This window comes from Streptomyces sp. NPDC031064 (assembly GCF_055570965.1).
This window is the reverse complement of sequence record NZ_JBVIGF010000011.1, coordinates 224,856-236,678: the sequence shown is the minus strand read 5'-3', so window position 1 is coordinate 236,678 and position 11,823 is coordinate 224,856. Positions and strand designations below refer to the sequence as shown.

The 11,823-nt window shown below is 68.2% G+C and carries 12 protein-coding genes and 1 pseudogene; 11 read left to right on the top strand and 2 right to left on the bottom strand.

Features of this window, described 5'->3' with window-relative positions:
• The first annotated feature begins 215 nt into the window (after positions 1 to 215).
• The 3 genes from ACZ46W_RS32945 to ACZ46W_RS32935 all read left to right on the top strand — a co-directional run bounded on the left by ACZ46W_RS32945 (position 216) and on the right by ACZ46W_RS32935 (position 1,498).
• Complete coding sequence (locus ACZ46W_RS32945) at positions 216 to 482, top strand: hypothetical protein (protein WP_468345609.1); 267 nt, start codon at positions 216 to 218, stop codon at positions 480 to 482.
• A gap of 453 nt (positions 483 to 935) precedes the next feature.
• The gene (locus ACZ46W_RS32940; protein WP_468345607.1) at positions 936 to 1,244 is read left to right on the top strand and encodes a hypothetical protein; all 309 of its coding nucleotides are present in this window, start codon (positions 936 to 938) and stop codon (positions 1,242 to 1,244) included.
• The gene (locus ACZ46W_RS32935) at positions 1,241 to 1,498 is read left to right on the top strand and encodes a hypothetical protein (protein ID WP_468345605.1); all 258 of its coding nucleotides are present in this window, start codon (positions 1,241 to 1,243) and stop codon (positions 1,496 to 1,498) included. The genes ACZ46W_RS32940 and ACZ46W_RS32935 overlap by 4 nt, the downstream gene beginning before the upstream one ends.
• A 53-nt stretch (positions 1,499 to 1,551) precedes the next feature.
• Here the strand turns inward: ACZ46W_RS32935 and ACZ46W_RS32930 are convergent.
• Positions 1,552 to 1,659 (bottom strand): annotated as a pseudogene (locus tag ACZ46W_RS32930) (NUDIX hydrolase); the annotation flags it as partial.
• Between the two features lie 371 nt (positions 1,660 to 2,030).
• Between ACZ46W_RS32930 and ACZ46W_RS32925 the strand changes: the two are divergent.
• The 3 genes from ACZ46W_RS32925 (at position 2,031) to ACZ46W_RS32915 (ending at position 6,001) form a co-directional block, all read left to right on the top strand.
• The gene (locus tag ACZ46W_RS32925; protein ID WP_468345603.1) at positions 2,031 to 2,330 is read left to right on the top strand and encodes a hypothetical protein; all 300 of its coding nucleotides are present in this window, start codon (positions 2,031 to 2,033) and stop codon (positions 2,328 to 2,330) included.
• A gap of 129 nt (positions 2,331 to 2,459) precedes the next feature.
• Positions 2,460 to 3,266, top strand: a complete 807-nt coding sequence (locus ACZ46W_RS32920; protein WP_468345601.1) for a hypothetical protein — start codon at positions 2,460 to 2,462, stop codon at positions 3,264 to 3,266.
• A complete protein-coding gene (locus ACZ46W_RS32915; protein ID WP_468345599.1) occupies positions 3,266 to 6,001 on the top strand; it encodes a class III lanthionine synthetase LanKC N-terminal domain-containing protein in 2,736 nt (911 codons plus the stop codon). Before ACZ46W_RS32920 ends, ACZ46W_RS32915 begins: the two co-directional genes overlap by 1 nt.
• A 131-nt stretch (positions 6,002 to 6,132) precedes the next feature.
• Here the strand turns inward: ACZ46W_RS32915 and ACZ46W_RS32910 are convergent, their stop codons facing one another.
• The gene (locus ACZ46W_RS32910) at positions 6,133 to 6,333 is read right to left on the bottom strand and encodes a hypothetical protein (RefSeq protein WP_468345597.1); all 201 of its coding nucleotides are present in this window, start codon (positions 6,331 to 6,333) and stop codon (positions 6,133 to 6,135) included.
• A 1,213-nt stretch (positions 6,334 to 7,546) separates the two neighbouring features.
• Here ACZ46W_RS32910 and ACZ46W_RS32905 point away from each other — a divergent pair.
• The 5 genes from ACZ46W_RS32905 to ACZ46W_RS32885 all read left to right on the top strand — a co-directional run bounded on the left by ACZ46W_RS32905 (position 7,547) and on the right by ACZ46W_RS32885 (position 11,621).
• Entirely contained in the window at positions 7,547 to 7,999 is a 453-nt protein-coding gene (locus ACZ46W_RS32905; protein WP_468345595.1) for a MarR family transcriptional regulator, read from the top strand.
• A complete protein-coding gene (locus ACZ46W_RS32900) occupies positions 7,996 to 8,307 on the top strand; it encodes a replication initiation protein, RepL2 (protein ID WP_468345593.1) in 312 nt (103 codons plus the stop codon). The genes ACZ46W_RS32905 and ACZ46W_RS32900 overlap by 4 nt, the downstream gene beginning before the upstream one ends.
• Before the next feature lie 605 nt (positions 8,308 to 8,912).
• Positions 8,913 to 9,290, top strand: coding sequence for a peptidase inhibitor family I36 protein (locus tag ACZ46W_RS32895; protein WP_468345591.1), 378 nt, complete (start codon positions 8,913 to 8,915; stop codon positions 9,288 to 9,290).
• 143 nt (positions 9,291 to 9,433) lie between these two features.
• Positions 9,434 to 9,721, top strand: a complete 288-nt coding sequence (locus ACZ46W_RS32890) for a hypothetical protein (protein WP_468345590.1) — start codon at positions 9,434 to 9,436, stop codon at positions 9,719 to 9,721.
• Between the two features lie 1,273 nt (positions 9,722 to 10,994).
• Entirely contained in the window at positions 10,995 to 11,621 is a 627-nt protein-coding gene (locus ACZ46W_RS32885) for a hypothetical protein (protein ID WP_468345588.1), read from the top strand.
• The last annotated feature ends 202 nt before the right edge of the window (positions 11,622 to 11,823 follow it).

The following is an 11,823-nucleotide window of genomic DNA, read 5'->3' as shown; positions in this document are numbered from 1 at the left end:
ACCCCCACCAACCCGGCACCCAAGCCCGCCACACCCACCACCAGCGAAACCCCGCGACGCACACCCAGCGCACACCACACGACGCCCCATCAACCGGTTCTTGGGCGCGTAAGGTGAGCGGGGCGGCCCGCCCCCAGAGCGCTGGGTGCCGGGCCCCACTGACACTCCCTACCAGCACAAGAGTTCTGCAGCCATCACCTTCGGGGGGATCGTCCATGTCGCAGTACCCGTCGCTGACCCGCGCCCTGGCGGAGGCGCTTGTTGACCTCGCCTGGTTCGTCGAGAGCGCGGACGACGATCACATGGATCAGGACCATGCGGTGAAGGCACTGGAAAGTGTCGCCGCGGTGGTGGATCGCCTGTCGGACTCCCAGCGCGGAGAGTTCCAGCAGGTGATCGAGGCAATGACGGCGGCCGAGACCGATCCCGGCCGCCGTGAATTCCTGGACGCGTTCCCGGACAACTTCGGTCTCGTGGAGTAGTTGCCAATCGGCTCAGGCTCAGGACGCGAGGAGAACTCGCCTCCTCAGGAGCGCAAAGCCGGCGCGTCCAGTTCAGGGCAGTGCGCGAGCACTGACTTCAGTTTGAGCCGCTCGTTCTCCGGCAGGGTGCCGGGGTGGGTCAGGACCCCTCGGGGTGCGAAACGGCTGTAGGTAGGCACGGACGGCTCCATAGCCGCCGCGGTAGCAGTGCGCCTTGATCTCTTCCCAGGGGGTCCAGGCGTTCATGCAGCCCTCAGTCCACCGTTTGTTCAGGTACGGCTTGAAGTCGAGCCGCCGCCCATCCTCGTCGCGCAGGCCGCCGTCTGCACGGCGTGTACAAGCGGACTGCCCTGCGGAGGGCACGATAGGACCACCTACGAATCCTCGTAGGTGGTTATCTGCGCTACGGTGAAGCGGCAGGTATCAGACTGATAGCTGGCCCGGAGGCAGGCAGTGAGCGCGGAGCCGTGGACCATCGACAGCATTACCCATGCATTGCCGCACCCTGAGTTGCGCGCGTGCTTCCAGCAAGAGGTGTCCTTCACGGAGGTTGGCCGACTGCCGGCGATCCTTCAGCGCTGGGTGCAGTTTATCGCCGACATCGAGACGGGTCGGGTAGAGGCAGATCGGATTAGCTCGTACGTTCGCGAGCACGGTGAGCTACCGAACGGCTACGATGTCGATACCCGCGAAAGCACCGCGCAGTACGAAGAGCTGAAGGCTCGCGTCGCAGCTCACCGTCAAGGACACAACGCCGCGTGAACTGGCAATTCAGTCGCAGCCCCGAGACAGTCAAAATGATCACCGGGCTGCCCCTTGCAGCACAGGCGGCCCTCTTCGACTACATCGACCAACTCGAAGCCGACCCCATCGCAGCCACCAAGCCGTGGGGCAAAGAAGACGACATCACCCGCGAAGGCATCTTCGGCGACGGCCTCGGCCTCATCAGCCTCCTCGTCAACCGAACAACCGGACGCATCACCCCAGTGCAGATCAACTGGGCAGGCGACGCGTAGCACCGAACGAACGCCCCCGCCACACGGCCGGGGCGTTCTGCTGTGCCCAGGGGTCAGTGCGCCAGCGCCTCGTCGAGGTATTCCTGTACGGGCCCGAACAGTCCGTAGGGCACGTAGCCGGCGACCTCCCCGTGCGCGACCCAGGCGACCTCGGCGAGTTCCAACTGCCACATCCGTGAACTCGGCGGCCCCGGCAGGCTTGGTGGTGCGCCAGGCGCCAAGGAAGTCCTGTTCCGGCGGCGGCTGATGCACCCCAAAATCACCATCGCCTGGGCCGACTCGGGTTGCTTGCACGCCTCGACCACCGTCAACAACCGCAATCCAGGGCGCCAGCAGGCGAACGGACAGCGAGACCCGACGGGCGACGGACCCCACGGCTGCCGGGCGACTGGCCCTGCGCGAGGCGGCTGGGACCGTCGGTGGTCACGGCTGCCATAGGTGCTTCACCCATTTGCAAGCGTGCCACGGCATGCAGCAGCGGCTAATGTGCTGATATCGCAACAAACAGTGAAAATGGGTGAAAGGTATTCAGATGGCGCAGAAGAACGAGCAGGGATACTTCTCGGTCCGAGTTGACAACGCCACTCTGCTCCCGGACGAAGACGCGATGCGCGAGTTCGTCGAGCAACTCAACGCCGCTCTGGAGAAGGACTCTGCGCTCAAAGCCCGCTTCAACGAGGATCCGGGGGCGGTCTTCGGGGAGCGGGGCGTACCGATCGACGTGCAGCGGGAGCTCCTCGAGGCCAGCGGGGCCCTGGGAGAGCGCGAGTTCCGCTGCTCCTTCACCTGCGTGTACACCAGACCCCCCTGCGGCATCACCATCATCCTCTGAGCTTTGCCCTCTCGGCCGCCTTCGCGGCAGTGCCGTTCGAACCGTCCACACCGGGGAGTCGCCGTGCGCGTACGGGTCCATGGCGAGGCCGCCGGAGGCCACGTCGCCCTGGTCGGGGTGTGGGACCCGGTGTCTGAGGACCTTGCGGAGTTCTTCCGGGCGAGGGTGGCGGCCGCGCGGCGGCGGGGGCTGGGTGTCCTCGTGGTGACCCTCGCCCCCGATCCGGTCGCCACGCTGCGCGGTCCCCTGTCCCGTCCGGCTTTCCAGGACGTGGAGTACCGGTTGTGGTACCAGGAGCAGTGCGGCGTACAGAGCCGCATCGTCGTGCACCTGACCCGCAGGGAGGTCGAGGAAGGCGGCGCGGCGCTGCTGCTGGACGGGATCCGCCGCCACGTGACGGTCGCGGGGCTTCTCCTCAAGCCGGGGCAGTCGCTGGGCCGCGGTGCTCCCGGTGGCATCGCGGCCATCCGGGACTACTGCGCGCGAGCGGGTATCCATGTCGGCTTCACCGATCCGTACCGCGCCACGGCCGGCATCGAAGAGGCGCGGACCCATCTGGCGAATGGCAGGCTCGCCCGCGCCGTCGAAATGCTCCTCCAGCGCCTCCACTGGGCGCGGCCGTCCTCCGGGTCCCGCGTCTTGCCTTGGCCGCCCGGTACGTACACGGCGCAGCCGATGGAGACGCCCCCATCCCCCGCCGTCTACGCGGATGGTCGCACTTGGACGGACAGAGCCAGGGACGGGGACGGCGACGAGGACGCGCCGGTGCAGGTGCACCTGGCGCCCTGTTCAGGGGGCAGCCGTCTGCGGTGGCCGGAGGGGGCGTCGCCCTGGCTCGCCTTCGTGTCCGGTCCTGGAGACTCCAGCAGGGCACCGGCCGACCTCGGTGGGAGGACGGATCGGCGGACGAATCAGTGGACGAGAGGCCGGCCGTAGTGCGCACCATCACCTGTGAGCAGCTTCACGCGGACTACGTCCGCGCCCTGGAAGCACTCGCGGAAGGGCTACCGCCCGCCTGGCACGCGTACGTACACCAGGACGGGCCCGTCCGGTGGCACGTGTTCGACTCGGGCAGCGTCCTGCCGGATCAGGGATGGAAGCTGCACGTCTCGGCCTCGGCCGCCGATGCCGCCGACCTGGTCGAGACGGTACTCCCCGAACTAGTAGGCGCCGGAGTGACGTTCAAGGTGCCAGCTGATGTGCAAGCGCTCGTCCACATCAATGCCGGGCTCGCGGGTCGGCCACAGGTGGGGAAGATCGTCACGGCCTATCCGCCTTCGGACGAAGTGGTGGCCGCTCTCGTCGAACGACTCGATGCAGTCTGGCGCCCCAACCGCGCGCCCTGCGTCACCTCGGACCTGCCGGTCGGTTCGGGCGGGGCCCTCTATATCCGCTACGGGGCCTTCACCAGTGCGCAGGTGATCACCGACTCCGTGGGTGTACCGCACACCGCTCTGCGGGCGCCGGATGGGACCCTGCATCCGGACATGCGCAACCTGGAGGGACGGCAGCCTCCGTGGGTCACACCTCCGGTGCTTCCGGCCGACCCGGCGCGGACGGTCCGACCGGGTGCCCCGCTGGAGATCGATGGCGCCCGGTACCTTCCCCTGAAGGTGCTCGCCGTGAATGTGCGCGGGCATGTGGCCCTCGGGTTGCGGCTCTCCGATCGCCGACTGGTGGTCATCCGGCACCGGTTGCGGGGCGTCGAGGGCGACGAGTACGGCAATGACGCCGTGTCCCGGCTGGAGAACGAGCGGCAGGCCCTGCTCCGGCTCGCCGGGTCCGGCGTCTGCCACGAGCTGGTGGCCCACGATCCGGTGGGCGGCTACCTCATCGTCTCCGACGGGGGTGGAACCCGCCTGGAGGATCTCCCTGTCGAACGCCGGATCGAGAGGCTGCCCGAGCTGGCCGCAACGGTCGCCCGTATGCACGCCCATGGACTGGTGCACCGGGACCTCAAACTCGCCAACCTGCGGATCGGGCCGGACGGCCTCCGCCTGGTCGACCTCGAACTGGCTGCTTCCGCCGGGACGGAGCAGCCGGTGCCTGCCGGCACGCAGGGGTACGTGCCCCCAGAGGGGCGGTACGCCGCAGCGGCGCCGTCCTACGACGTGTACGCCCTGGGGTCGTGCATCACGCATGCCGTGCTGGGCCACTGCCCTTCCCACTTGCCGGAGCCAGGCTGCGCGGGCCGCCAGATCGGCTTGCTGCGACGGCACGGCATGACGACGGCCGCTGCACTGGTGAAGGCTTGTCACCATTTTGCCCCTGCGCGCCGTCCCACCGCCGCCCAGGTGGCCGAGCGCCTGCACGCGGCGCTGCCCGCCCTGACCGCGGAGGCGGCAACCGCTCCGACCGGCGACCGGGCGACCGCGTCTCCGCGCGCCTCTGCCCTCGACCGACGCTGGGCACGCGCCGCGGCCATGAGTGCCGGCATCGCGACCAGGCGGTTCGCCGTCAGTGATGCCGGCAGCCACCACTGGCGCAACACGCACCTCACGGCAGGGTATGCGTGCGAAGGCATCAATATCGGTGCCGCGGGGATCATCATCGGGCTCGCAACGCTTGATACCGCATTGAGGACGGACCAGTTCACCGAGGACATCAAAGGGGCCGCGCGCTGGCTGGCCGCACGCCCTGCCTTCACCAACGCGCACGGCTTCTTCACCGGCAACAGCGGCGTGGCGGTCGCGCTCGCGCTCGCCGGACAGCGGCTGGGAAGAGCTGAGCTGATCGAGTCCGCACGACGGCGCTACGCGCAGGCAGCGGGTAGTGACGTCCCCGACTACGACCTGTTCTCCGGCGCGGCGGGAATCGTGTGGGCCGGGTGCCTGCTCGACACCATTCTCGGCGACTCCTGGGGTCGGGATCTGGCCGAGCGACAGGCTGCCCGTGTTCGTGCCGCCGCCCGCACGGTCGACGGCGTCATCGGCTGGCCGCCCGATCCCGCCACCGATCCCTCGGGCCGGATCTACACCGGGGCCGCCCACGGGGCGGCGGGCATTGCCATGGCGCTCGGTTGTTGGGGCCGGGCGGCCGGCTGCACGACTTCCTTCGGCTTGGCCGAGGAAGCCATGCTCCGTCTCGCCGAGCATGCAGTCACGGATGACGGGACCGGCAGGGCCGCCCTCCGGTGGACGACTTCAGGTGGCACGCGGCCGGCACATCACTGGTGCCACGGCATTGCCGGCTACCTGTGGTGTCACCTTCAGATGTCCGCAGGGGCGGGGGCAGAAGTGGGCGGCGAGGACCCGGCCGAACTCGACCGCGCCGTCGAGGCATTCGATCGCGCCATGCCCACGCTGGACAACTCCACGATGTGCCATGGCCTCGCCGGCGCACTGGAGAACTGGCGGATGCTGCGGTTGCTGCCCCGGCACCACGGCCGAGCCGCCGACTGGATCAGGCGCCTCACCGATGACCTCCGGTTGCTGCACCTCACCCGGGACGGCGACACCATGTGGCCGTCGGAAGAGCCGTCGGTGGTCACTCCCGACCTCTGGGTCGGATTCCTGGGGCCGGCGGCACAACTCGCCCTCGCCGCCACTGGTTCGGCTGACGCCGTGCTGTCACCGGCGTGGTTGCGCCGCTGTTCCGTACCGCCGGAGGGCACGCGGAGCACGAGTGATGTTCCTGCCTTCGGACCCGCTCGGGCGGGAAGGGGCCACTGAGCCCTGCATCGGAACTCGAACCCGGTCAGGTGACCGGCGGCTCGGGGCGCGCGCAGCCTGGGTGGGTGCCCGGCAGGTGGCCACAAGTCGCCCTGGTCGCCTCGGAGCAGAGCCCGCCACCCGCTCGGCCCTCACGTCGCCGTGCCCCGCGAACCGGCCGGACCCGCGCTCGTCGGCTGGAGCGCCGTACGAAGCCGCTCGAAGGCATGGACGCCGCCGCCGTCGCACGCGCCCTCGAGGTCGCCCGGTTCGACGCGCGGCAGGGCTCCCGGCACGAGCACCTGGCCGACGACGAGCGCGGCCGCGCAAAGCTCGCGGAGTGGGCAGCGCATCGACCAGAGGCTCGCCGCAGCGGCGTCGGGCACCATCCACGACACGGGCACCGACGACGACGTCCAGACTGAGCTCGTCGCCGAGGCCGCAGCCGCCGCCCTCGACGCCCAAAAGCGGCAAGCCGCCTGAATCACCGACTTCGACCGACGCGCTCCAGGCGCTGCGCACGCTGGGCACGCTGGAACAGACCGGCACCCAGCTGGCCGACGCCGGCGGAGGCACGGCATGACCCCGTCGGTCAGGGGGATCCGGTCACCCCAGAGCTCGGTCCCCTTTGGGTCTCGCTGAGTGTCGGAACGGGATCGTCTGCTCCGCGCTCTTGGGCCAGGTTTCCGTAGGCGTGCCGAAGCGGTTGCCCAGCTCCTGGGTGAAGTGGAGGCCGAAGTTGTGCGTCACGCCCTACTCGTACCGCGTCGGCCAGGCCGGGAGCGGCGGCACGCGACATCACATCCCCGGAACGCTCGTGCGGGCGCGAGGAGCGGCTCTCCGCGCCTACGGGTCGGTGCATCCTCGGCCCCTGGGGGCCTCCGGTGCACCGATGGGGCCGACTGTTGATCGGGCGACCGCACCTTGTTGAGGGTGTTACGGGACAGCGTGGCTTAGGTCGGCATGGGCTGACGGAGACACACGTGGCGGGTATTTCGTCGGCTGCGACCGCGTCGTGGCGTGCTTTCGTCGGCTGAGGACGGGCGAGTGGACGAGGCTTTTGTCGACTGGTGGGAGGGGGCACGGACGTGAACGCCCCACGTGGTCATTAAGCGATGCCTCGCGCGACTGCCTTCACGGGGCATGGTGTGTGCGTGGGGATCGCCGCACGCGACGGCCTGTCCTACTGCTTAAGAGAGCACACGCGCCAAACGCACCCTGACCTGCAGGGACACCCTTTTCCACCAAGATCTTACGATCTGCCACCCAGTCCTCAACGGCGTGCACCCGGTTTCAAAGATCAGGACAGGCAGTTCTGCGAGCCCTGGTGCCCATGCTGAGAGAACCGTGACCACTGCTGTAGGACCTGACCAGATTGACGTGAGGTTCATCGGTGGGGGCTGCTTCCGCACTGTGCGACGGGAGCGATGCATCGATGCCAGGTTGAGTGACACGCCCTGGAAACGGAGTACATGAACTCCATGCTCATGTACGTTAAGTTCATCTGGTCGGCCTGAGGATCGCCGCTCATGCACTTTGAAGCAATGCCCAGCTATGGAGGGCCCGTTGGGAGCAGTACGCAGGCTCGTCGATGCCGAGACGGGCGAGGCCATCCCATATGCGCCCTACGCCTTCTCCGGCGAGCACATCCAGGTCGACAAGGCCAGAGTCGCAGCGATCACGGAGAGTAAGGAATTCACCCCAAGTCAGAAGTACCTGGTGCTGTGGTGGATCGGCGTCTCTCCCCAGGGCACGGCACCGTTGAGGGCGACGGGCGCGGACATCGCCAAGAAGGTCGGGATGACCGCCGATGCCGTAGGCAAGATCAACCGGAAACTGCTCAAGCGGCGCATCCTGATCGAGCGCGGGCGCATCGGCAACTACAGGCTCTACCGGATCAGCCCGTACATTGCCTTTCACGGGACCGGGATCGAGCAACGGGAAGCGATCAAGACGTGCAACCCGCCGGACATTCCCGGCTTCGACAACACGATCCCTTCGCGGTGGGAGGCCCAGTGAACAACGACGACAAGCGGAAGCTTTTGGACGTCCTCCATCGCACCGCCGGCATGACTGCCAACCAGCGTCTGGTCGTCATGCTCTACGCGATGCACCCCACCGACCGCGCCGGCGCCGTAGTCGAGACCGGCGCCAATCTCGCCAAGCTCGTTGGCATGTCCCCTACCGTGTTCTCGCGCACCCGGCGCCAGGTCGTTGAGGCCGGCTGGCTCGAGGAATCCGAGAGGCTCGCACACATCAGCTATTACCGGCTCAGCACGAAGAGCACCGGCGAGGACGTTGTCGTCCCGCTGCGCCGCGCGACCTGAACGGCTCGGAAAGTCCGATCTCATGTACGTGAGGTCAATGAGTAGCGATGCTGGGATCGCTACTCATTGACCTCACGTACATGAGCTTCCCGTGCTCCCGGTCACGGATGGAGGCCAACCAGTCCCCCGGCCACCCTCCTGTGACAACGTCGATCGCTCTGCCGGAAGGCGGTCACACAGCAGGGCGCCCTGCCGTAGGCCAGGTCCTCAACCTCGGGCGGGGTCCAGCGGCAGCCTTCCTGGAAGCGGTCCGCACGAGGGGCGGCTCAGCCAGCGGTTGGAAGTCCGCTGAAGGTGAAGTCCCGGACCCGCTCACCGAAGCGTGCTCGTAACTCATCCTCGGTGAGGAAGGAGTCGCTCGGGTCGCTCACTGTCCAGCCTTCAGCGGGACAATGGCCTGTTTTCAGGCGGAGATGTGCTCCACCGCTCGCGCTCGGCCTCGTCGGGGGTGGTGTCGGAGCGCGGTCCGCCTCGTGCCGGTGGAGTTTCCGACCACCCCTAACAGGTGTCAGGACTCTTCTCCGGGTGGGCTTCCTAGAGTTGTCGGGGCCTCACCGCTGACGGGTGAGCGCACTGACCATCTGATGTCGACAGGGGGAAGCGGAGTGAAGACGCGCGGAAAGCTCGCGGCCGCGGCGGCGGGCGCGGTCCTGGTGACCATGTCCACGACGCACAGCGCCTCGGCGGAATCGAATCCGGCCGACTGCCCGAAGGGGTACGTGTGCGCCTGGAGCAGCACCGCCTACGGCGGGCCGGCGCTCATCAAGACCACCGGCAACTGGCAGGGCGGGGCCCAGGTCGGCGCCGTGTTCAACAACGGGATGCCCTACCCCGGTGCCGACCACATCGAGGCGACGTGGGTGTGGGAGGGCAAGACCTGGAGCCGGTGCCTGCACTACAACCCGGGCCCGGGCGAGTACAAGCTCACCTTCCCCCTGGGCGTACTGCTAACGAGCCTGAAGTGGCGGGGCGAGTGCGACTGATGACGGGCCGGGCTGTGGCCCGGCATCGCGCCCGTACCGCGTAGCGGCTCCGCGCGCCGGTGAGGCCCCTCGGGGAGCTACTCCGGGAGCCGAGCGGCGAGGAGACCCCGGAGCCGGAGGCCTCCGCGGCTGCGGACCCGGTGGTGAGGATCGACGTGCCCGGCCTGCTCGCCGAGCGTCTGCAGGACGCGGCCGACGATGCTCTCCGGGACGCGCTGCGCGACGGCCGGACCATCCGGCGGGGCCAGGGGTACTCGCTGCGGGTGGCCGCCCCGCTCAGCGTCCACCAGGCGGCAGTGGAGGCGTGCGCCGTCCTCGCCGCCGAGGGAGCCTCACCGGTGGGACGGAAGGCCTACCGGGTGTACGCCGACCGAGTTGACGCCGCCCCAGCAGCACGGGGGATGACCGCTGGGACGGCACCGTCAGCGTAGGCGCTGACCAGCAGGACGAGGGCCCGGATCGCCGACTTCGGCGGCTGGCCCTTCATCGCGTCCTCGTTAGCGCTGCGTCGGCTTGCGGTTCTGCTGTTGCTTGGCGCCGGCGCGACGCAGATGCCCCGCCTGCTCCGTGGAGTTGCCCGGCTTCTTCTCCCCGCGCCGAGTGGTCGACCTGCCCCGCGCGGCCGCCGTGGAGACGCGCGGACCGCGCCCGTCCTTGGCTCCGGGGAAGGGAACGGGACAGTGCCTCCCCGAGCTGCCGCATCGCCGGGATGTCCACCGTGGTGGATGTGGCGCCGCGACGCCGGCGGCCCGTTGCGGCCTCCGGCGGGTGAGCTGTAGGCGGTAGCGGCGTCCGCCAGGTCGCGCAGTGCCCCGGCCGCCGGGGCGTCGGAGTCCTTCTCCTCTCCCCTCCGCCAGAGGCGGCCCGCCGCCGCCTGCGCCCACTGGGCGACCTTCTCGCAGGCGCGGATCGAGACCTTGCGGAAGAACTCGCCAACGCGGCCGTCGCCCATCAGGCGGTCGAAGTGCTCCCCGGCCCGCTCCCTCATGACGTGGACAAGGTGACCGATCGCACCGCGCACCGTCTGGATCTTCTCCCGCTCCGGGAGGTCATCGAGCGCAGCGGCGTGCGCATCGGCCCGCTGGAGGGCTGCGTTGACGGTATCGGCCTGGCCGACTTCTTATGGGTCCCGCGACAGCGGCCAGCGTCGTGGGGGACGTCGCAAGGACGGTCGCTTCGGTCGCTGCGCGGGCGTGTCTGGCCGTGGAGAGAAGCGATGTCTGTCCAGGCGGACCGTCATGCAACGCCGCGCCAATGGTTCAGCATGTGACTATGCCCTGTCGGATGGTTTGGCGACCAGCGACTGTGAGTTGCCCGCATGCAAGCCGCTTGTGTCGACCACCCCGCTGTGCATAAGGCCACCTGAAGCGCTTCGACGCGGGGACACCTGTGCCGGTCACTCATACGGAGCACCTCAACACGCTTTCGAGTCCGGCGAGATTCGCTGTGTGGCGCTCTGACGGTCTGCCAGGGTCCCCGACATCGCGTCATACCGGCGACTTGGAGATCGGCCGCCTACACCGCCTTTTTATGGGTCGCTTTTCGGGGACTCTGAGCGATTTCACTTGCTCTGTCCGGCAGTACGAATCGGGCGGAAGATGTCGAGGGCCACAGTCCGCCAAGTCGGCTGTGCGGGGAAGGACAGGTCACCCTCGTGGGTAGGTCGTAGAGGCCTGCATTCACGATCCGGTCAGGAGAGACGCGATGGAGAACGCTGCAGAATGGGCAGCCGTTGGTGCGGTGGCCGGCGCCCTGCTCACGGCCACCGCGACACTGTTGTCGAAGCGCACTGACAAGAAGATCTCTCGGGAACAGCGCCGTGCCGAAGAACAGCGGCACATGGAACAGCGACAAGCCCGGCAGGTGGAGCAGGAGCAAGAGAGAACGACCACCGCGAAGACTGCTCGACAGATCGCCGCAAACCAGGTGAAGGTCGCAAGCGGCTTATGGCTTCGTGAGCTGGAAGAGACACGACGCACTCTCTCCCGAGGGGAGCACGTGGACTCCGACCGCTTCGAGGAAGTCACCAAGGCCCGCCGCGAAAACCTCTATCAGGCCATTGTCGATGCCGCGCACTACGGCATGCTGCCATCGGGCGGCTACTGGTCCGATGACCCGGACGAAGACTACGTTGCGGATGACGTCCCCTTGCTGGAGGCCATGGGCTCAGCAAGCTCCACCCTGCGGCGCGTGATGCGCGCCGATCACGGCCACGGGACTCTGTCACCCCAGGAACGACAGTCTCTGCTCGACCGGGCCGGGGAACTGATCGAGAAGGCCAAATCCAACAGAGAGCATAGCTTGGCCACCCTGTACAGGGACGCTGCATAAGGCGTCATCACCAGCGAGCGGATTTCACTCCGGCTGACCAGCAGCTCGTACGCCCCGTCAGGAACTGATGAGCGTAAGCCTGTGCGGCCGCATGTAACGGAAAGCAGCACTCACGTGCAGGCGCGGACGCATCCCCCGGTGCTTGCCGACGCGCACAGCGTCAGCCACGACGAGAGGGATTCGCGTCGGCGAGTGCCGGGGC

What these genes read in the sequence shown, in the direction of transcription:
- ACZ46W_RS32945 (WP_468345609.1), top strand. Translation starts at nt 216, where the DNA reads ATGTCGCAGTACCCGTCGCTGACCCGCGCCCTGGCGGAGGCGCTTGTT.
- ACZ46W_RS32925 (WP_468345603.1), top strand. Translation starts at nt 2,031, where the DNA reads ATGGCGCAGAAGAACGAGCAGGGATACTTCTCGGTCCGAGTTGACAAC.
- ACZ46W_RS32910 (WP_468345597.1), bottom strand. Translation starts at nt 6,333, where the DNA reads ATGCGCTGCCCACTCCGCGAGCTTTGCGCGGCCGCGCTCGTCGTCGGC.
- ACZ46W_RS32885 (WP_468345588.1), top strand. Translation starts at nt 10,995, where the DNA reads ATGGAGAACGCTGCAGAATGGGCAGCCGTTGGTGCGGTGGCCGGCGCC.